At 68.6% G+C, this 18,421-nt stretch carries 19 protein-coding genes and 1 tRNA gene; 15 read left to right on the top strand and 5 right to left on the bottom strand.

Translation table 11 applies throughout. From position 1 onward, the window contains the following. The first annotated feature begins 392 nt into the window (after window positions 1-392). The 10 genes from fabD to HEP75_RS15955 all read left to right on the top strand — a co-directional run bounded on the left by fabD (window position 393) and on the right by HEP75_RS15955 (window position 8,948). The gene (gene fabD / locus HEP75_RS16000; protein WP_185824200.1) at window positions 393-1,337 is read left to right on the top strand and encodes an ACP S-malonyltransferase; all 945 of its coding nucleotides are present in this window, start codon (window positions 393-395) and stop codon (window positions 1,335-1,337) included. 88 nt (window positions 1,338-1,425) lie between these two features. Next, window positions 1,426-2,169, top strand: coding sequence for a 3-oxoacyl-ACP reductase FabG (gene fabG / locus HEP75_RS15995; protein WP_185820798.1), 744 nt, complete (start codon window positions 1,426-1,428; stop codon window positions 2,167-2,169). Window positions 2,170-2,323: 154 nt separating this feature from the next. Next, complete coding sequence (gene acpP, locus HEP75_RS15990; RefSeq protein ID WP_003468806.1) at window positions 2,324-2,563, top strand: acyl carrier protein; 240 nt, start codon at window positions 2,324-2,326, stop codon at window positions 2,561-2,563. 129 nt (window positions 2,564-2,692) lie between these two features. Next, the gene (fabF, locus tag HEP75_RS15985; RefSeq protein WP_185824199.1) at window positions 2,693-3,928 is read left to right on the top strand and encodes a beta-ketoacyl-ACP synthase II; all 1,236 of its coding nucleotides are present in this window, start codon (window positions 2,693-2,695) and stop codon (window positions 3,926-3,928) included. Window positions 3,929-4,323: 395 nt separating this feature from the next. Then, window positions 4,324-5,673, top strand: a complete 1,350-nt coding sequence (locus HEP75_RS15980) for an aminodeoxychorismate synthase component I (RefSeq protein ID WP_185824198.1) — start codon at window positions 4,324-4,326, stop codon at window positions 5,671-5,673. A gap of 75 nt (window positions 5,674-5,748) precedes the next feature. Beyond that, on the top strand, window positions 5,749-6,807 hold the full coding sequence (gene mltG, locus HEP75_RS15975) for an endolytic transglycosylase MltG (protein ID WP_185824197.1): 1,059 nt from the start codon (window positions 5,749-5,751) through the stop codon (window positions 6,805-6,807). Next, window positions 6,804-7,472, top strand: coding sequence for a dTMP kinase (gene tmk / locus HEP75_RS15970; RefSeq protein ID WP_185824196.1), 669 nt, complete (start codon window positions 6,804-6,806; stop codon window positions 7,470-7,472). Before mltG ends, tmk begins: the two co-directional genes overlap by 4 nt. Next, the gene (locus HEP75_RS15965) at window positions 7,469-8,446 is read left to right on the top strand and encodes a DNA polymerase III subunit delta' (protein WP_185824195.1); all 978 of its coding nucleotides are present in this window, start codon (window positions 7,469-7,471) and stop codon (window positions 8,444-8,446) included. Before tmk ends, HEP75_RS15965 begins: the two co-directional genes overlap by 4 nt. After that, entirely contained in the window at window positions 8,443-8,796 is a 354-nt protein-coding gene (locus HEP75_RS15960) for a PilZ domain-containing protein (RefSeq protein WP_003468813.1), read from the top strand. Before HEP75_RS15965 ends, HEP75_RS15960 begins: the two co-directional genes overlap by 4 nt. 77 nt (window positions 8,797-8,873) lie before the next feature. Beyond that, window positions 8,874-8,948, top strand: a tRNA-Val gene (locus HEP75_RS15955). 133 nt (window positions 8,949-9,081) lie between these two features. On the opposite strand, the gene HEP75_RS15950 is transcribed toward HEP75_RS15955, so the two are convergent. Further along, window positions 9,082-9,339: a Txe/YoeB family addiction module toxin gene (locus HEP75_RS15950; RefSeq protein ID WP_046978179.1), complete on the bottom strand. Its 258-nt coding sequence runs from the start codon at window positions 9,337-9,339 to the stop codon at window positions 9,082-9,084. Beyond that, window positions 9,336-9,587, bottom strand: a complete 252-nt coding sequence (locus HEP75_RS15945; protein WP_003468816.1) for a type II toxin-antitoxin system prevent-host-death family antitoxin — start codon at window positions 9,585-9,587, stop codon at window positions 9,336-9,338. The genes HEP75_RS15950 and HEP75_RS15945 overlap by 4 nt, the downstream gene beginning before the upstream one ends. Window positions 9,588-9,740: 153 nt before the next feature. Here HEP75_RS15945 and HEP75_RS15940 point away from each other — a divergent pair, with 153 nt between their 5' ends. After that, complete coding sequence (locus tag HEP75_RS15940) at window positions 9,741-10,505, top strand: DNA-formamidopyrimidine glycosylase family protein (RefSeq protein WP_185824194.1); 765 nt, start codon at window positions 9,741-9,743, stop codon at window positions 10,503-10,505. Here HEP75_RS15940 and HEP75_RS15935 read toward each other — a convergent pair. Beyond that, entirely contained in the window at window positions 10,502-11,224 is a 723-nt protein-coding gene (locus tag HEP75_RS15935) for a helix-turn-helix transcriptional regulator (protein ID WP_185824193.1), read from the bottom strand. The two genes, HEP75_RS15940 and HEP75_RS15935, sit on opposite strands and share 4 nt — an antisense overlap. 123 nt (window positions 11,225-11,347) lie before the next feature. On the opposite strand from HEP75_RS15935, the gene HEP75_RS15930 reads away from it, so the two are divergent. The 4 genes from HEP75_RS15930 to HEP75_RS15915 all read left to right on the top strand — a co-directional run bounded on the left by HEP75_RS15930 (window position 11,348) and on the right by HEP75_RS15915 (window position 13,733). Continuing rightward, a complete protein-coding gene (locus HEP75_RS15930) occupies window positions 11,348-11,791 on the top strand; it encodes a nuclear transport factor 2 family protein (RefSeq protein WP_185824192.1) in 444 nt (147 codons plus the stop codon). A gap of 38 nt (window positions 11,792-11,829) precedes the next feature. Beyond that, the gene (locus HEP75_RS15925; protein ID WP_185824191.1) at window positions 11,830-12,021 is read left to right on the top strand and encodes a hypothetical protein; all 192 of its coding nucleotides are present in this window, start codon (window positions 11,830-11,832) and stop codon (window positions 12,019-12,021) included. 16 nt (window positions 12,022-12,037) lie between these two features. Further along, window positions 12,038-12,649 carry a hypothetical protein gene (locus HEP75_RS15920; protein WP_255423884.1) on the top strand — a complete coding sequence of 204 codons (612 nt, stop codon included), beginning with the start codon at window positions 12,038-12,040 and terminating at the stop codon, window positions 12,647-12,649. A 787-nt stretch (window positions 12,650-13,436) separates the two neighbouring features. Then, on the top strand, window positions 13,437-13,733 hold the full coding sequence (locus tag HEP75_RS15915; RefSeq protein WP_185824190.1) for a hypothetical protein: 297 nt from the start codon (window positions 13,437-13,439) through the stop codon (window positions 13,731-13,733). 41 nt (window positions 13,734-13,774) lie between these two features. Here the strand turns inward: HEP75_RS15915 and HEP75_RS15910 are convergent, their stop codons facing one another. Together HEP75_RS15910 and HEP75_RS15905 are read right to left on the bottom strand one after the other, a co-directional pair. Further along, on the bottom strand, window positions 13,775-16,969 hold the full coding sequence (locus tag HEP75_RS15910; protein WP_255423883.1) for an error-prone DNA polymerase: 3,195 nt from the start codon (window positions 16,967-16,969) through the stop codon (window positions 13,775-13,777). Then, the gene (locus HEP75_RS15905; protein ID WP_185824189.1) at window positions 16,966-18,411 is read right to left on the bottom strand and encodes a DNA polymerase Y family protein; all 1,446 of its coding nucleotides are present in this window, start codon (window positions 18,409-18,411) and stop codon (window positions 16,966-16,968) included. Before HEP75_RS15905 ends, HEP75_RS15910 begins: the two co-directional genes overlap by 4 nt. Window positions 18,412-18,421: the final 10 nt, after the last annotated feature.

Raw genomic sequence — 18,421 nt, 5'->3', positions numbered from 1 at the left:
CGTCAATCCCCGCGGCATGGCGCCCAGGCGCGCCATGGCCCGCGGCGGGTGCGAGCGCGCCACGCGCCTCGCCCCGGTGCAGGCGGCAGTGATGGCCGCCTCCATTGCGTTGATCCAATCCTTTGACCCAAGGGGCGGCCCGATCGAACGTCGGAACCCGCTGGAAAGCGCGTGCCCGCTCGAACCTCGGCCGATCCAGCGCTGTCGCGTCTCGCCGCCGCGGCGCGGTCTGCCCCTCGGTCACCCATCTCCGTCGCGCTGCGCCGGGTCGCGCGCCGTCCGTATCCGGCCGCGCTGCGACCGCTGCCGCGCAGGCGCACATACGCCCGGGTACAGACGCACGGCCGGTTTCGCCCGTATCATCGCCGCTCGATTTTTGCAGGCGCATCCGCGTGACCGATTCCACACTCGCCTTCGTTTTCCCCGGCCAGGGTTCGCAATCGCTGGGCATGCTGGCCGAACTGTCCGAGCTGCACCCGCAGCTGCGCGACAGCTTCGTCGAGGCCTCCGACGGCGCCGGCGTCGACCTGTGGGCGCTGACCCAGGGCGGCCCCGAGGAAATGCTCAACCGCACCGAATACACCCAGCCGGCGCTGCTGGCGGCGAGCGTGGCGCTGTGGCGGCTGTGGCTGGCCCAGGGCGGCGCGCGTCCGGCGCTGCTGGCCGGGCACAGCCTGGGCGAATACAGCGCGCTGGTCGCGGCCGGCGCGCTGTCGCTGCACGACGGCGCGCACCTGGTGCGCCTGCGCGGCCAGCTGATGCAGGACGCGGCCCCGGCCGGGGTCGGCGCGATGGCCGCGGTGATCGGCGCCGAGGACGCGCTGGTCGAGGAAGTCTGCGCGCAGGCCGCCGGCAGCCAGGTGGTGGTCCCGGCCAACTACAACTCGCCCGGCCAGGTGGTGATCGGCGGCGACGCGGCGGCGGTCGACCGCGCGCTGGCGCTGCTGGCCGAGCGCGGCGTGCGCAAGACGGTGAAGCTGGCGGTCAGCGTGCCCTCGCATACGCCGCTGATGCGCGAGGCAGCCAACCGCCTGGCCGAGGCGATGCGCGGCATGGCCTGGCACGCGCCACAACTGCCGGTGGTGCAGAACGTGGATGCGCAGGTGCACGACGGCGTCGATGCGATCCGCCAGGCGCTGGTCGAGCAGTTGTACCTGCCGGTGCGCTGGACCGGTTGCGTGCAGGCGCTGGCCGCGCGCGGCGCCACCCGCGTGGCCGAATGCGGCCCGGGCAAGGTGCTGACCGGGCTGATCAAGCGCATCGACAAGTCGCTGGACGGGCGCGCGCTGGCCACCCCGGCCGACTTCGCCACCGCGCTCGAGACCTGGGTCGCCTGATCCCGCTGCCGCGCGCGGGCGGGTACGCCCGCGGCGGCCTCCTTTCCCGCGGCGCCTCGCGCGCCGTCCGTCCCCCAAGGAACAGCAGATGAGCAAGCCATTGCAGGGCGAGATCGCCCTGGTCACCGGCGCCAGCCGCGGCATCGGCGCGGCCATCGCCGACACCCTGGCCGCACAGGGCGCCACCGTCATCGGCACCGCCACCTCCGCCTCCGGCGCGCAGGCGATCGGCGAGCGGATGGCCGCCAACGGCGGTCACGGCCGCGCGCTGGACGTCACCGACCCGGCCGCGGTCGAGGCGCTGATCGAGGCGATCGGCAAGGAATTCGGCGCGGTCTCGATCCTGGTCAACAACGCCGGCATCACCCGCGACAACCTGCTGATGCGGATGAAGGAAGAGGACTGGCAGGCGATCATCGACACCAACCTGACCAGCGTGTTCCGCACCTCCAAGGCGGTGCTGCGCGGCATGATGAAGGCCCGCAAGGGCCGCATCGTCAACATCGCCTCGGTGGTCGGGGTGACCGGCAATGCGGGCCAGGCCAACTACGCCGCGGCCAAGGCCGGGATCATCGCCTTCTCCAAGTCGATGGCCAAGGAAATCGGCTCGCGCGGCATCACCGTCAACGTGGTCGCGCCGGGCTTTATCGACACCGACATGACCAAGGCTCTGCCCGAGGCGCAACGCACCGCGCTGCTCGAGCAGATCGCGCTCGGCCAGCTCGGCCAGCCGGCCGACATCGCCAACGCGGTGGCGTTCCTGGTCGGCCCCGGGGCCGGCTACATCACCGGAGAGACCCTGCATGTGAACGGCGGGATGTACATGCCGTAAGCCTGCGGCGCAAGGACTGCGCCTAAGTGGCTGATCGATGGGCGTTTGTGCAGCGATGCAAGCGCCGGGCGGTTTCCACTACACTATCCAACGCGGCCATCGCAGCCCGATGGCGTTTTTGAACCACCACTACTCCATCTGGAGCGATATCCCAATGAGCACCATCGAAGAACGCGTCAAGAAAATCGTCGTCGAGCAACTCGGCGTCAAGGAAGAAGAAGTCACCAACAGCGCATCGTTCGTCGATGACCTGGGTGCCGACTCGCTGGACACCGTCGAGCTGGTGATGGCGCTGGAAGAAGAGTTCGAGTGCGAAATTCCGGACGAAGAAGCCGAGAAGATCACCTCGGTGCAGCAGGCCATCGACTACGTCAAGTCGCACGTCAAGAGCTGATGCTCCGTTCTCGATCGCGATCGGCGCCTGCGTGGGTCCGGTCCGCGTGACAATCCCATGGGGCCGCGCTTGCGGCCCTGTGTTTTTACAGCGTCAACGCCGCGCGTACCGCGGCGAGGAGATTTCGCAATGAGCCGTCGCGTCGTCGTAACCGGCATGGGCCTGGTATCGCCGTTGGGCAATGACCTGGCCAGCAGTTGGGATGGAATCGTCAACGGGCGTTCCGGCATCGGCCCGATCACGCAGATCGATGCGTCGCAGTTCACCACCAAGATCGCCGGCGAGATCAAGGATTTCGATCCGACCAAGTTCATGTCCGCCAAGGACGTCAAGAAGATGGATTCGTTCATCCACTACGGCGTTGGCGCCTCGTTCATGGCGCTGGACGATTCGGGCCTGGTGATCGACGACAGCAACGCCGAACGCATCGGCGCGATCCTCGGCTCGGGCATCGGCGGCCTGCTCGGCATCGAGGAGCAGACCATCAAATTCCACGAGGGCGGCGCGCGGAAGATCTCGCCGTTCTACGTTCCCAGCACCATCATCAACATGCTGCCGGGGCAGGTGAGCCTGATCAAGGGCCTGAAGGGCCCGACCTTCTCGGCGGTCTCGGCCTGCGCCACCTCCAACCATTCGATCGGTACCGCGCTGCGCATGATCCAGCACGGCGACGCCGACGTGATGCTGGCCGGCGGCGCCGAGCGCGGTTCCTCGCCGACCTCGGTCGGCGGCTTCTGCTCGATGAAGGCCATGTCCACCCGCAACGACGATCCCGCCGCCGCCTCGCGGCCGTGGGACAAGGGCCGCGACGGTTTCGTGCTCGGCGACGGCGCCGGCGTGCTGGTGCTGGAAGAGTACGAACACGCCAAGGCGCGCGGCGCGCGTATCTATGCCGAGCTGGTCGGCTTCGGCGCCAGCTCCGACGCGTTCCACATGACCGCCCCGAGCGAGGACGGCGAAGGCGCCGCGCGCAGCATGCTGGCGGCGATCAAGGACGCCAAGCTCAATCCCGAGCAGATCGACTACCTCAACGCGCACGGCACCTCCACGCCGCTGGGCGATCTGGCCGAGACCCTGGCGATGAAGCGCGCGCTGGGCGACCACGCCTACAAGACCATGGTCAGCTCGACCAAGTCGATGACCGGGCACCTGCTCGGCGCGGCCGGCGGCGCCGAGGCGATCTTCTCGGTGATGGCGCTGCACACCGGCATCATCCCGCCGACGATCAACCTGGAAGAGCCCAGCGAAGGCTGCGACCTGGACTACGTGCCGAACGTGGCGCGCGAGAAGAAGATCGACGTGGCGATGTCCAATGGGTTCGGCTTCGGCGGGACCAATGGGACCTTGGTGTTCAAGCGGATGTGATTGAGCCGGGATTGGGGATTCGGGATTTGGGATTGGCAAGAGCGTTCCGTTTTCGCCCCGTGTTCGAGCTTGTTCGTTTGTGTAAACCGCTCTTGTAGCGGGTGGCGCGTCCGCCTCGTTTTTGGCGAGGGGATTTGCCTTGCTGATGCCTGAGCGTTTGCGCTGGCGCGGCGGCGATCCACGTCGGGGCTGTCGCAGCCGCGATCGGGGCGGAACCAATGATCTGTGAGCCGCACGATGCCGCGGTGATGGCGTCGGTTGATGCGATCCCCGCGACTGCGCCGTTGCGCCGGACGCATCCGCCGGCGCGCAGGTGCAGAGACGCCGATCGTTCGCACGTGAGCGGCGCACCGCCGCCTGCGTCCGCATCACCTCCATCTTCCACCGGGTCTTCGATGCTGCGTACCGTTCCCCTGCCGGCCGAGACCGATCTGCTGGCGTTGCACCGCCTGGCGCCGCAGCGCTATCCGTTGCTGCTGGAATCGGCGGCGTCGGGGACCGCGCAGGGCCGCTGGGACCTGCTGCTGATCGCCAGCGGCGAGGGCCTGCGCCTGGACCGCGATGGCGTCACCCGCGACCTGCACGGCGCCGTGGTCGAGGGCGATTTTCTGGCTGCGCTGGATGCGCGCTGGCAGACCGAACGCTGCGCGCGCGACGAGCCGCGCTGGCCGTTCCGTGGCGGCTGGGCGTTGCTGCTGGACTACGAACTGGCGACGCAGGTCGAGCCGGTGTTGCAGTTGCCGCAGGGGCAGGCGGCGACGCCGGTCGCGCTGGCGTTGCGCTGCCCGGCCGCGCTGCTGCGCGACCACGCCAGCGGCGAATGCGTGGCGCTGGCGGAAACCGCGCATGCGGGGTTGCTGGACATGGCACTCGCCGATCTGCAGGCGCTGCCCGCCGCCGCGCCGTTGCCGGCCTGGATCGCGCCGCTGGCGATCGACGAAGACCCGCCGCAGCGCTTCGTCGACGGCGTGCGCCGCATCCTCGATTACCTGCGCGCCGGCGACGTGTTCCAGGTCAACCTGTCGCGACGCTGGTCGGCGCGCTTCGCCGCCGCGCTGGATCCGGCAGCACTGTACGCGCAGCTGCGCCGCGCCAATCCGGCGCCGTTCGCCGGTTTGTTCGCCAGCCATGGCCGTGCCGTGGTCAGTTCCTCGCCGGAACGGCTGGTGTCGGTGCGCGGCGACGTGGTCGAGACCCGGCCGATCGCCGGCACCCGCCCGCGCGCGCCCGGCGACGACGAGGCCGCGCGCATCCGCGAATTGGTCGGGCACCCCAAGGAGCGCGCCGAGCACGTGATGCTGATCGACCTGGAGCGCAACGACCTGGGCCGGGTCTGCGCGCCGGGCAGCGTCGAGGTCGACGAGCTGATGACGGTGGAGAGCTATGCCCACGTGCACCACATCGTCAGCAACGTGCGCGGGCGGCTGCGCGCCGGGGTCAGTCCCGGCGAAGTGATCCGCGCCACCTTTCCCGGCGGCACCATCACCGGCTGCCCCAAGGTGCGCTGCATGCAGATCATCGCCGAGCTGGAACAGACCCCGCGCGGCGCCTATACCGGTGCGTTCGGCTGGCTCAACCGCGACGGCGACATGGACCTGAACATCCTGATCCGCACCGCCGAAGTGGACGGCGCGCAGGCGCACTTCCGCACCGGCGCCGGCATCGTGGTCGATTCGCAGCCCGAGCGCGAACTCGACGAAACCCGGGCCAAGGCGCGCGGCCTGCTGCGCGCGCTGGAACCGTGAGCGGCGCGGTCGCGATACCGGCCGATGCCGGCTGCGCGGTATCCTGCACCCCGTTGAATTCGCTTCGAGGTGGTCGTGGCTTGGGCTAAACGCGGGTGTCTGACCCTGCTGGCGACATTGCTGGTGCTTGCACTGCTGGCCGCCGCGGCCGGCGCGTGGTGGTGGCAGGGCTATCGCGCCTTCTCCGACCAGCCGCTGCACGCGGCGCAGCCCAGCGTGGAGGTGGCGCGCGGCGATTCGTTCAACGGCGTGCTGCGCAAGCTGCGCGCGGCCGGCGTCGAACAGGGCAGCAACCTGCAATGGCAACTGCTGGCGCGCCAGCTCGATGCCGCCGGCAAGCTCAAGGTCGGCGAATACGCGCTGCAGCCGGCGCTGAGCCCGCGCGAACTGCTGCTGCGCATGCGCAAGGGCCAGGTGATCCATTACCGCTTCACCATCGTCGAGGGCTGGAACATCCGCCAGCTGCGTTCGGCGCTGAACGCGGCCACGCCGCTGCGCCACGTCGCCACCGAGCTCAGCGACAGCGAACTGATGGCCAAGCTCGGCCAGCCCGGGCAGCACCCGGAGGGCCGCTTCCTGCCGGAGACCTACCTGTACCAGCGCGAGGACAGCGATCTGGACGTGCTGCAGCGCGCCCACGCGGCCATGGACAAGGCGCTGGCCGAGGCCTGGGACGCGCGCGCCGCCGAACTGCCGCTGCAATCGCCGGAGCAGGCGCTGACCCTGGCCTCGATCGTGGAGAAGGAAACCGGCCTGGCCGCCGAGCGCCCGCAGATCGCCGGTGTGTTCGTGCGCCGCCTGCAGCAGGGCATGAAGCTGCAGACCGATCCGACCGTGATCTACGGCATCGGCAGCGCCTACGACGGCAACATCCGCAAGCGCGACCTGGAAACCGATACCCCGTACAACACCTACACCCGCAGCGGCCTGCCGCCGACCCCGATCGCCATGCCCGGCCGCGACGCGCTGCGCGCGGCGACCAATCCGGCGCCCGGCGACAGCCTGTACTTCGTAGCGGTCGGCGACGGCAGCGGCGCGCACGCGTTTTCCGCCAGCTATGCCGAGCACACCGCGGCAGTGGCGCGCTACCTGCAGCGCCTGCGCGCGCGCAGCGGCGCGGCGGTGACGCCATGAGCGAGGCCGTGCTGCGCCACCACCGCTTCGTCAGCCTGGAAGGCGGCGAGGGCGCCGGCAAGACCACCGCGATCAACGCGATCCGCGACTGGTTGCAGGCACAGGGCCACGAGGTGGTGCTGACCCGCGAGCCCGGCGGTACGCCGCTGGCCGAACGCATCCGCGAGCTGCTGCTGGGCAACGCGCCGGCGCTGCAGCCGGCCGAGCCGCTGGCCGCCGAGACCGAACTGCTGCTGGTGTTCGCCGCGCGCGCCCAGCACGTGCGTGAGGTGATCCGCCCGGCGCTGCAACGCGGCGCCTACGTGGTCAGCGATCGCTTCACCGATTCCAGCTACGCCTACCAGGGCGAGGGCCGCGGCCTGGACCGCGCCTGGATCGCCGACCTGGAGCGGCGCGCGGTCGGCCTGCAGCCGGGCCTGACCCTGCTGCTGGATCTGGACGTGCAGATCGGCCGCGCCCGCACCAGCGGCCGCGACCTGTGGCCGGACCGGATCGAGAGCGAGCAGGACGATTTCTTCCAGCGCGTGCGTGCCGGTTTCCGCCAGCGCGCCGCGCAGGACCCGCAGCGCTTCCGCACCATCGACGCCAGCCAGCCGCCGCAGGCGGTCGCGCACGACGTGGCCGCCGCGCTGGCCGCCTGGGTGCAGCAGGAGCGCACGCCATGAGTGCCGCTTCGACCGACACGCTGCCCTTCGCGCCCTGGCAGCAGCGCGCCTACGAGCAGACCGTGGCCGCGCTCGACGCCGGCCGGCTCGGCCACGGCCTGCTGATCTGCGGCCCGGACGGCCTGGGCAAACGCGCGGTGGCGCTGAAGCTGGCCGCGCACGTGCTCGGCCAGGGCGAGCCGGCCGCGAATCTGCGCAGCGCGCAGCTGATCGCCGCCGGCACCCATCCCGACCTGCAGCTGATCTCGTTCATTCCCAACCGCACCGGCGACAAACTGCGCACCGAGATCGTCATCGAACAGGTGCGCGAGATCTCGCAGAAGTTGTCGCTGACCCCGCAGTACGGCATCGCCCAGGTGGTGGTGGTGGACCCGGCCGACGCGATCAACCGCGCCGCCTGCAACGCCCTGCTCAAGACCCTGGAAGAGCCGCAGCCCGGCCGCTACCTGTGGCTGATCAGCGCGCAGCCGGCGCGGCTGCCGGCGACCATCCGCAGCCGCTGCCAGCGCCTGGAATTCAAGCTGCCGCCGGCCGACGAGGCGATCGCCTGGCTGCTGGCCCAGGAATTTCCGGAAAAGACCGCGCGCGAAGCGCTGGCCGCCGCGCGCGGCCATCCTGGCCTGGCCGCGCAGTGGCTGCGCGAGGACGGCCTGAAGCTGCGCCGGCAGGTGGCCGCGGATCTGGAACAGGTCGCCGCCGGCAAGCTGGGCACGGTCGAGGCGGCGCAGCGCTGGAGCGCCGACGGCTTCGCCGAGCAGCGCCTGGGCCATGCCGCCGACCTGGCGCTGGCGCAGGCTTCGCAGGCCGGCTTGACCGACCCGGCGCGATTGCACAAGCTGGCCACTTGGTTCGACGCAGCCAATCGCACCCGCGACCTGCTGCGCACCACCGTCCGTGGCGACCTGGCCATCGCGGAACTGTTGCTGGCTTGGCGCGATGGCGATCGCCCGGTCCGGAGAGGGGGACAACGATGAGTGCGATGAGCGGACGTCAGGGCATCCTGTCGCTGGCGGTGAAGGACAAGGCGGCGCTGTACAACGCGTACATGCCGTTCGTGAAGAACGGCGGCATCTTCGTGCCCACGCCCAAGCGCTATTTCCTGGGCGACGAAGTGTTCCTGCTGCTGACCCTGCCCGATTCCAGCGAGCGCCTGCCGGTGGCCGGCAAGGTGATCTGGGTGACCCCGATGGGCGCCCAGGGCAACCGCACCGCAGGCATCGGCGTGCAGCTGCCGGACAACAGCGAAGGCGAGACCATCCGCAACAAGATCGAGACCCAGCTGGCCGGCACCCTCAACGCCGACAAGCCGACCCAGACCATGTAGCGGCCGTGCCGGCACGGCATCCGCGTAGGACCGTTGACGCCAGCCACGACAGCCCTATAATGTGCGGCTCGCGACACGGGCGGTTAGCTCAGCGGTAGAGCATTGCCTTCACACGGCAAGGGTCGCAGGTTCGAACCCTGCACCGCCCACCATAAAAATCCCTTGTTTTCAGGGGGGATTCGCGAAACAGAAAAAGCCGGCCATGTGTCGGCTTTTTTGTTGCCCTGTATTTGCTTTGCGAACCGCTATTGGCGGCCGAGAACCCGCATGCTGGAAGCGGCGAGACTATACGTAGTGGTAGCGCACCTGCGCGATCAGCAGGATGCCCGCCTCGACCTTGTAGACGATGCGGTGTTCGTCGTTGATGCGCCGCGACCAATAGCCGGCCAAGGCATGGCGCAGCGGTTCGGGCTTGCCGACGCCCTGGAAGGGATCGCGTTGGATGGCTTTGATCAGGTCGTTGACGCGCTTGAGCATCTTCTTGTCGGTCTGCTGCCAGTAGAGGTAGTCCTCCCAGGCATTGTCCGAGAACTGAAGCGTCACTCGGCCAGATCCCGTGCCTTGCCGCGACCGGCCTCGAGCTGGGCGATGGATTCCAGCAGGCGTTGCGCGCTCTTCGGGCTGCGCAGCAGGTAGGCGGTTTCCTCCATCGCCTTGTAGTCCTCCAGCGACAGCATGACCACGGATTGCTCGCGGCTGCGGGTGATGATCACCGGCTCGTGGTTGTTGACGACGCGCTCCATGGTGTCCGCGAGGGCGGCGCGTGCAGCGCTATAGGTGATGGTGTCCATGCTGGGCTCCAGTTGTACAAATAATTGTACATTTGGATTGGAGCGTGTCAATTTGAGTTCTGAGGCGGCACCAAATGGTCCAAGTAAGCGCCATGTCCATAGGTGGGGCGCTCGGCTCACGATCGGCTCACGGCCATTCCAGATACTGCAGGCATGCCTGAAGGTCCTTCGATCGTCATCCTGAAAGAAGAGGCGGCCGCGTTCGCGGGCCGCAAGGTGTTGCGGGTGTCCGGCAACAGCAAGCAGGAGCTGGAGCGGATGCGCAACCGCAAGATCCTGTCGCTGCGCAGTTGGGGCAAGCATTTCCTGATCGAGTTCGACGGGTTCAGCCTGCGCATCCATTTCCTGCTGTTCGGCAGCTACCGGATCAATGCGCGCAAGGAGGCGCCGCCGCGGCTGAGCCTGGGTTTCGCCAAGGGCGATGAGCTGAATTTCTATGCGTGCTCGGTCAAGTTCATCGAGGGCGCGCTGGACGACGCCTACGACTGGCGCGCGGATGTGATGAATCCGGATTGGGATGCGGCGCAGGCGCGACGCAAGTTGCGGCTGCGGCCGCGCACGCTGGCCGCCGATGCGTTGCTGGACCAGGACGTGTTCGCCGGGGTCGGCAACATCATCAAGAACGAGGTGTTGCACCGCATCCGCGTGCATCCGGAAAGCGAAGTGGGGGCGCTGCCGCCGCGCAAGCTGGCCGAGCTGGTGACGCAGGCGCGCGAGTACAGCTTCGATTTCTATAACTGGAAGAAGGCCTTCGTGCTGAAGAAGCACTACCAAGTGCATACCAAGACCATCTGTCCGCGCGACGGCCATCTGCTGACCTATCGCAAGCAGCTCGGCAAGGCGCAGCGGCGCGCGTTCTTTTGCGAGCATTGCCAGCGCCGCTATGCGCTGGACATTCCACTTGCGCAAGCGCCTTAGGAATCCAGCGCGAGTTCGTCGCCGGCAAGCCGATGGATTCCCAGTTCCGTGTGCAGGCCGGCCCAGCCACTGTCGGTGATGTGGATCGCGCGCGAGCCGTCGCTGCGGCGCAGCCAGCGTTTGGCGCAAAGCAGCGCAAGCAATTCGACACCGAGCGGACCGGCAAGGTGATGCTTGCGTTCGGTCCAGTCCAGGCACTGCCGCGCAATGCCGCGCCTGCTTGCGGTGATGCGCGACACATCCAGGCCCATTCGCGAGAACCAGGCGGCGCCCTCGGCGGACACCGCGTATCGTTTGTCGTTTTGCCTGGCGATCAACGCGCGCCGTTCCAGCGCTTCGGCCACCGCCACGCCCAGTTGTCCGGCCAGATGGTCGTAACAGCATCGGGCCAGGCTCAGCGATTGCTGCTTGTGCCCGGCTTTCCGGCATCGCGGTGCGGCGGGGGCGGCGAGGGTCGCCAGGTTTTCCAGTGCGAACGCGACGTGCGAACCGGCCAGCCGGTAGTAGCGGTGGCGGCCCTGGACCTCGACCGCCAGCAAGCCGCCGTCCAGCAGTTTCGCCAGGTGCGAACTCGCCGTCTGCGGGGTGACGCCGCCGGCGAAGGCGAGCTCGCCGGCAGGCAGTGCGCGCCCGTCGATGAGCGCCATCAACATGGCGGCGCGGGCGGGATCGGCGATCAGGAACGCGGTCGCGGCAAGCTTGGGCTGTTCGACCGGCATCGTGTGCACTCCTGGCGGGCGCGGCCATCATAGACCGCCCCTTGCCGCAACGCTTCGACACGCATCGAATCGATGGCCTGCGCATGTTCCTAGACTGCAGCGCACTACATCGGAGTGTCTTGCATGAGCGAAATCGAAGCGCGGTCGAACGAGGCGGACGGCGATGCCCGTCGCATCTTCGAGCAATGGCATCGCAGCGTCGTCGAACGGAATCTGGACGCGCTGATGGCGCTGTATGCGCAAGACGCGATCTTGGAAACGCCGTTGGCGTACGTGGTTTCCGCAGGGCGTCAGGATGGAAGGCTGCACGGACGCGAGGCGATCAGGACGTTCTTCGCGGCGTGTTTCGCACAACCCGAAAACGGCCTCGGTCGCTGGTACCGCACCGACCGTTGTCATGCGTCCCACCGCCAAGTGATCTGGGAATATCCGCGAGAAACGCCGCAGGGCGATCAGGTCGACCTGGTGGAAGTCATGGACCTCGATGCGCGCGGCCTGATCGCGTGCCATCGCGTGTACTGGGGCTGGAAGGGCGTGCAGACGCTGCTGGCGGGGCTGGGTAGGTAATCGCAGTCGGTACCGGGTGGCCTGCGCACAAACTATGTTTGGCAACGCCCATCGCTTGCTCGGTTCAGGGCGAGCGGGCAGCCATTGACGACAATCGATCGAAGGCGTCCTCGGCGCCTAGCGTTGCGTTGGTCGATTTCATCAAGGGCAAGGATGGTGCAGCCATGCTGCGCGCCTGCGGCGGCTATGATGGCGGTGGCGCTGATAAGCGCTTCAAAACATCTGCATAACACCTGAAGGAAAAAGATGGCGATCACTCGGTTTCTGGCTGTTGGTTTGTTCTCGCTTTGCTCCGTAGCGCCTGCGCTCGCCGGTGCGGCTGCGCTGCATTCGGGCAAGTACGAAGGGCTGATGCTCGCCGTAACGCCCGAGCATGGCGTCGAAGGCTTCTACGCTGAGGAGATGGGCGAGGGCGTGACCCGCGGTTGCGCGTTCTACCTGCAGGGCAAGGCGGCGGGCGCGGCCCCGGTCTCGGTCACCACTTGGGCGGACGGCGCCTATCCCGGCACGGTGGCGGCGTCGCCCGATGGCGTGACGCTGACCGTGAAGCGGGGCCGTGAGCATCCCGGTTGCCTCAATGTGTTGATGCCGGAAATCGCCACTGGCCTGGACCTGACCCGGACCGCCGACAAGAAATGGATCGGGCTGGTGACGGTGTCCGCCGACAAGGCATATCTGCAGAAGGCGCCGGGTGCCAAGACGCCCAAGGGTGCCTATGTCGTCAAGGGCGATGTGGTGGGCGTGCTGGCGTTCAAGGATGGCTGGGCCCAGGTCGAATTCATCAATGCCAAGGACGCTTCGTTCACGGGTTGGATCGATCACGACCAGTACGCGCGCCTGGCCGCTCCCAAACGCTGATCGCGGGCGCGGCACGTCGCAATGTTGGACGGGTCGATGCAATTCCTGATCCGCCAGCACTGCTGATTTCCTCCAGTGGATCGGCACAGCCGTGATGGATAGAGGGACCCGGTTCATTCAGTCCGTCCATAGCGTTTGACCGCAGGCCATGGCGCCGATATGTGCGCCATGTTCGATAGAAATGGACCGTGGTCGTTCGTGCGATGTGTCGCCCGCCTTGATCGAAGGCGACACCCAGGCATGCGTGTGTTCGCTTTAATTCCCGGTTGCGCACATTTGCGTTTTGCAGCGGCGTGGCCGGGTTTTTCAACTGGACGATGGTGCATCTCCTGCGCTGATCTCCAGTCTGCCGCGCAGCGCCAGCTGCTTCTGCCTGCGAATCGTGCCAGCCAGCCGGCCAGCCCGCCGGCCGGCCGCAGTCCGGACAGTGGTGGCCGGTGCGCTCCCTGAGGTGACCATCCTCCGTGCTTGCGCGATGTGCGACGTGCGGCGACATGGCTGCCGCGCTTGGTTCCGCGGATCCGGCTTTTCGCTCCAGCGCTCCCGGGTTTCGTCACCACACGGCTGGCGCTGGCATTGGCCGTGGCTATCTTGCAGCGGCGTTATCCGCATGGGGTGGATGACGTTACGTGCGGCCTGATGCTGCTGTGGCCTGTTTGCCGATGCTGTTGGCGTGTGTGCGGCGATGCCGTGCGGTCGCTGCGGTGACGTGCAGCTGTGTTGCAGCGTCTCGATCCTGCGCGGCCGCATGGAGAAAGCGGTTCTTCGTCTCCGCTTGGGAACAGTGATGAATAAAGCACTCGCAGCGCTTGGCTTTTCGTGTTTGCTGATGATGGGTGCACCGGTGCAGGCGGCGCCGGTGGATTGCGCGAGCTTGGCTGCGACGGCCAAGCTCGTGGCCAGATATCGCCAGTTGGGCGGGCCGCTGTCGGATATCGCCAGCAACGGTTCGATCGGGTCGAGCAAGGCCAGGCGCGAACTGGCTACCACCATCTACCGCGAAGGCCTGGGCGAAGCCGAGGCGGTGCAACGGGCGATGCAGTCATGCGGCAAGGCGGCACAGTCGCCGTCGCAATCGCCGTGACCTGTTCGTCGCGCAAGGCATGCGTGGTTGCGCCTGCCGGCTCAATGGAAATCGCGGCTACGGATGTCCAGGCCGAGCAGCAGCGGGGTCAGGTCTTCGAGGTGGCCGGCGATCAGGTGGCGCACGCCGTCGGCGGTTTCCAGGCGGCCGCGCACTGCCAGCAGCTTGGATTCGATCAGCGCCTGGCGCTGGCGATCGGCCAGGCGCCGCCACACCACGACGTTGACCAGGCCGTGTTCGTCTTCGAGGGTGAGGAAGGTGACGCCGCTGGCGGTCTGCGGGCGCTGGCGCATGGTCACCAGGCCGGCGATGGCGACCGCGCTGGCATGTGGTAGCGCCCGCAATTCGCCGGAGTGGCGGTAGCGGCGCGCGCGCAGTTGCGCGCGCAGCAAGGTCAGCGGATGTTTGCCGAGGGTGGTGCCGATGGTCGCGTAATCGGCGCGGATGTCCTCGCCGAGGCTGGGCAGCGGTAAGGCTACCTGTTGTTCCTGCGTGGCCTCGAGCGGCTCGAACAGTGGACGCTGCGCTTCGACGCCGGCCACCGCCCAGCGTGCGCGGTGGCGGTGCCCGGCCAGCGGCTTCAGCGCGCCGGCGTCGGCCAGGCTGTCGCGCGCCTTGTCGTCGAGCGCGGCGCGATGGCACAGGTCGGCGAGGTCGCGGAACGGCGCCTGCGCGCGTGCCTGCTGCAGGCGCAACGCGGCGTCTTCGGCCAGGCCACGAACCATGCGCAGGCCCAGGCGGATCGCCGGCTGCACCGTCGGATCGGCACTGTAGGATTCCAATCCGCAATCCCAGTCGCTGTAGCGCACGTCCACCGGGCGCACCTGCAGGCCGTGGCGGCGCGCGTCCTGCAGCAACTGGTCGGGGCTGTAGAAGCCCATCGGCCAGCTGTTGATCAACGCGCAGGTGAAGGCCGCCGGTTCATGGCGCTTGAGCCAGCAGCTGGCGTAGGTGAGCAGGGCGAAGCTGGCGGCGTGGCTCTCGGGAAAGCCGTAGCTGCCGAAGCCCTTGATCTGTTCGAAGATGCGTGCGGCGAACTCGGCGCTGTAGTTCTTCTTCAGCATACCTTCCATCAGCTTCTCGCGATGCGGTTCCAGTCCGCCGTGGCGTTTCCAGGCGGCCATCGAACGGCGCAACTGATCGGCTTCGCCAGGGGTGTAACCAGCAGCGTTGACGGCCAGTTGCATGACTTGTTCCTGGAACAAGGGGACGCCTAGAGTGCGTTTGAACACATCGCGCAGTTCCTCGGGCAATTCTTCGGGTATTTCCTCGCCGCTGCGGCGACGCAGGTAGGGATGCACCATGCCGCCCTGGATCGGGCCGGGGCGCACGATCGCCACCTGGATCACCAGGTCGTAGAACTCGCGCGGTTTGAGTCGCGGCAGCATCGCCATCTGCGCACGCGATTCGATCTGGAACACGCCGATGGTGTCGGCGCGCTGGATCATCTGGTAGGTCTGCTCGTCTTCGGCGGGAATGCTGGCAAGGTCCAGGTCGCGGCCGCGGTGCGCACGCAGCAGATCCAGCGTGCGCCGCAGCGCGCTGAGCATGCCCAGCGCGAGCACGTCCACCTTCATCAGTCCGACCAGTTCCAGGTCGTCCTTGTCCCACTGGATCACGGTGCGCTCGGCCATCGCCGCGTTCTCCACCGGCACCAGCGTATGCAGCGGATGCTCGGAGATCACGAAACCGCCGGGGTGCTGCGACAGGTGCCGCGGGAAACCGATCAGCTCGGCGCTCAGTGCCAGCAGCCGGCGCATCAGCGGCGTCTCCGGATCGAAGCCACGTTCGCGCAGGCGTTCGTGCGGCGGGACTTCGTCGTCCCACTGGCCCAGCGTGGAGGCCAGCGCGTCGATGCTGTCGCCGGGCAGGCCGAGCGCACGCGCGACGTCGCGCACCGCGCTGCGGCCGTGGTACTGGATCGCCACGGTGGTCAGCGCGGCGCGCTCGCGGCCGTAGTGGTTGAAGATGTACTGGATCACTTCCTCGCGGCGGTCGTGCTCGAAATCGACGTCGATGTCGGGCCGTTCCTTGCGCTCTTCGGAAATGAAGCGCTCGAACAGCATGCCGATGCGGTCGGGATCGATCGCGGTGACGCCCAGCGCATAGCACACGGCCGAATTCGCCGCCGAACCGCGGCCCTGGCACAGGATGTGGCGCGACCTGGCGAAGCGCACCAGGTCGTAGACGGTGAGGAAGTAGGACTCGTAGCCCAGGCGCTGGATCACGCCCAGTTCGTGTTCGATCAGGCGCCGCGCTTTTTCCGGCACGCCGTGGGGCCAGCGCGCGGCGGCGCCTTGTTCGGTGAGTGCGCGCAGCCATTGCGTCGGGGTCTGCCCGGGCGGCACCAGTTCGTGTGGATACTGGTAGCGCAACTGGCCGAGGTCGAAGCTGCAGCGCTGCGCGATGCGCACCGATTCGGCCAGTAGCGCAGGCGGATACAGCGTGGACAGGGTGGCGCGCGGGCGCAGGTGGCGCTCGCCATTGGCGTACAGGTGCGCGCCGGCCTCGCTCAGCGGCAGGCGCTGGCGGATCGCGGTCAGCGTGTCCTGCAAGGCGCGGCGGCCACGCGCGTGCATGTGCACGTCGCCGCTGGCGACGGCGGGCAGGTGCAGACGCCGGGCCAGTTCCAGGCGCGCGTGCACCAGGGCGTCGTCGTCCGGGCCGCGCAGCAGTTCCACCGCCAGCCACAGGCGCTTGGGAAAGCGCGCCTGCAGCCAGGCGCCGTCGTTTGCGTCGCCGTCACCATCGGCGCTGCGCGGCAGCCACAGGCACAGCAGGCCGTCGAGGTCGCCGTCGAAATCCTCGTGCAGCGCGCAGTAGCTGCCCTTGTCTGCGCGGCGGCGCGCCACGGTGATCAGCCGGCACAGCTGCTGGTAGCCGTGCAGGGTCTCGGCCAGCAGCACCAGCTTGGGGCCGTGTTCGATCTGCAGTTCGCTGCCGACGATTAGCGCCAGGCCGGTGTCGCGGGCCGCCTGCCAGGCGCGCACGATGCCGGCCAGAGTGCATTCATCGGTGATCGCCAGGGCGCGGTAGCCGTGCCGTGCGGCGCGTTCGAACAGTTCCCGCGCATGCGAGGCGCCGCGCTGGAAGCTGAAGTTCGACAGGCAGTGCAGTTCGGCGTAGTCGGGCAATGCAGTGCGCGTGGAGGTTGCGTCGCGCGTCGGGACAGATGGCGTGGTCAGCGCCGGCGCCGGCAAGGCGCGCAGCCGCGGACGTGGCGGGCCGTGGCTCATGCGAACCAGCCGTGCAGCATCAGCGCGTCCGGCGCATCGGCAGGCGCGAACACCCAGGCGCGCTGGCCCTGGCGGGTGCGCACGATGTAGTAGTCGCGGCGCACATCGCCGTCGTCCCACCAGCCGCTTTCGATGCGTTCCGGGCCGGCCAGGCGTTCGGGGTCGCGCTCGCGCAGCGGGATCGGCCGGGTCAGCAGCCAGCCGGGACGCGGCAGCGTGGCGGTGGCAATCGTTGCACTGGCCTTGCCCGCTGTGCTGGCCGGCGCGGGCTTGCCTGACTCGGCGCGCCACGCCCGCTCGGGGCGATGGTCGGCATGCGCGCGCAGGCCGTGCACGGCGTCGTCGCCGAGGCGTGCGCGCAGGCGTTCGCGCAGCTGTTCCCAGGGCAACGCCTGCTGCGCGCGATCGTCGAACAATTCGCGCGCGGCGGGCACGAACGGCGGCAGTTCGTCGGCGCGCAGGCGCATGGCCTGCACCGGCGCCGGCACGCTGGCGTGCTGCAGGCGGCCGCGCGCCAGTTCGAACAGCATCGCCGCATCGCGCTCGGCGGCGAGCAGCCCGACCGGCACCACGCTGTCGTCCAGGCCTTCGTGTTCCAGGTGCAGCTGGAAGCGCTGCACGCCGCCGTCGCGTCCGGCCAGGAACGCGGCCAGGTCGGCGGTCAGGCGGCGCAGCGGGAACAGCAGTGCCTGGCTGGATTCCACCGCATAGCCCAGTTCCAGCCGCGCATCGAAGCGGTCCGGCGGCAGGTAGTACTGCAGCGGCAGCGGCGCCTGCCCGCGCAAGGCATCCAGGTGCTGCAGCAGCGCGGGCGGGTAGCGCCGCGCCAGGCCGCTGCGCGGCAACGCGAACAGTTGCTGCAATTTGCGCAGGCCCATCCGCGCGAAGGCGTCGGCCAGGCCCGGTTCCAGCCCGGCGCGGGCGATCGGCAATTGGCCCAGCGCGCCGTGCAGCGCGGCGTTGTCGAGCAGGGCGATGCCGTCGTGCGCATTGGCCAGCACGCGCGCGGCCAGTGGATGCGGCGCGACCACGATGCGGTGGCGGAAACCCAATGCGGTCAGCTCCTCGCGCAGGCGCGCCTCGAAGCGCGGCCAGGGACCGAACAGACCGAGACTGGCCTCGATCTCCAGCAGCAACGCGCCGGGATAGTCGGTGCTGACCAGCGAGCTGAAGCGGTACGCCCACGCCGCCAGGAACTGCTGGCAGCGGCGGCTTTCCTCGGCATCGTGCAGGGCGGTGGCGAAGCGGTCGCACAGCGCCTGCGCGGTGGCCAGCGATTGCCCGGGCTGCAGGCCGCGCGCGCGCGCGGCGGCGTTGACCGCCTTCAGCGTGCGCCGCTGCGGCGGGCCGGCGAGCAGCGCCAGCGGTTCGTCCGGCGTCGGCCAGCGCCGCAGCACCGTGTCGAGCGCCAGTTGCGGCAGCAGGATGCAGGCCCAGCGCATGCGCGCACCC

This window comes from Xanthomonas sp. SI (genome assembly GCF_014236855.1).
Classification (GTDB): domain Bacteria; phylum Pseudomonadota; class Gammaproteobacteria; order Xanthomonadales; family Xanthomonadaceae; genus Xanthomonas_A.
This window is presented reverse-complemented; position numbering and strand designations above follow the sequence as displayed.

Excerpts from the sequence above, each read along its gene's own strand:
- fabG (WP_185820798.1), top strand. The coding sequence starts at position 1,426 with ATGAGCAAGCCATTGCAGGGCGAGATCGCCCTGGTCACCGGCGCCAGC.
- acpP (WP_003468806.1), top strand. The coding sequence starts at position 2,324 with ATGAGCACCATCGAAGAACGCGTCAAGAAAATCGTCGTCGAGCAACTC.
- fabF (WP_185824199.1), top strand. The coding sequence starts at position 2,693 with ATGAGCCGTCGCGTCGTCGTAACCGGCATGGGCCTGGTATCGCCGTTG.
- HEP75_RS15980 (WP_185824198.1), top strand. The coding sequence starts at position 4,324 with ATGCTGCGTACCGTTCCCCTGCCGGCCGAGACCGATCTGCTGGCGTTG.
- tmk (WP_185824196.1), top strand. The coding sequence starts at position 6,804 with ATGAGCGAGGCCGTGCTGCGCCACCACCGCTTCGTCAGCCTGGAAGGC.
- HEP75_RS15965 (WP_185824195.1), top strand. The coding sequence starts at position 7,469 with ATGAGTGCCGCTTCGACCGACACGCTGCCCTTCGCGCCCTGGCAGCAG.
- HEP75_RS15960 (WP_003468813.1), top strand. The coding sequence starts at position 8,443 with ATGAGTGCGATGAGCGGACGTCAGGGCATCCTGTCGCTGGCGGTGAAG.
- HEP75_RS15945 (WP_003468816.1), bottom strand. The coding sequence starts at position 9,587 with ATGGACACCATCACCTATAGCGCTGCACGCGCCGCCCTCGCGGACACC.
- HEP75_RS15940 (WP_185824194.1), top strand. The coding sequence starts at position 9,741 with ATGCCTGAAGGTCCTTCGATCGTCATCCTGAAAGAAGAGGCGGCCGCG.
- HEP75_RS15935 (WP_185824193.1), bottom strand. The coding sequence starts at position 11,224 with ATGCCGGTCGAACAGCCCAAGCTTGCCGCGACCGCGTTCCTGATCGCC.
- HEP75_RS15930 (WP_185824192.1), top strand. The coding sequence starts at position 11,348 with ATGAGCGAAATCGAAGCGCGGTCGAACGAGGCGGACGGCGATGCCCGT.
- HEP75_RS15920 (WP_255423884.1), top strand. The coding sequence starts at position 12,038 with ATGGCGATCACTCGGTTTCTGGCTGTTGGTTTGTTCTCGCTTTGCTCC.
- HEP75_RS15915 (WP_185824190.1), top strand. The coding sequence starts at position 13,437 with ATGAATAAAGCACTCGCAGCGCTTGGCTTTTCGTGTTTGCTGATGATG.
- HEP75_RS15910 (WP_255423883.1), bottom strand. The coding sequence starts at position 16,969 with ATGAGCCACGGCCCGCCACGTCCGCGGCTGCGCGCCTTGCCGGCGCCG.
- HEP75_RS15905 (WP_185824189.1), bottom strand. The coding sequence starts at position 18,411 with ATGCGCTGGGCCTGCATCCTGCTGCCGCAACTGGCGCTCGACACGGTG.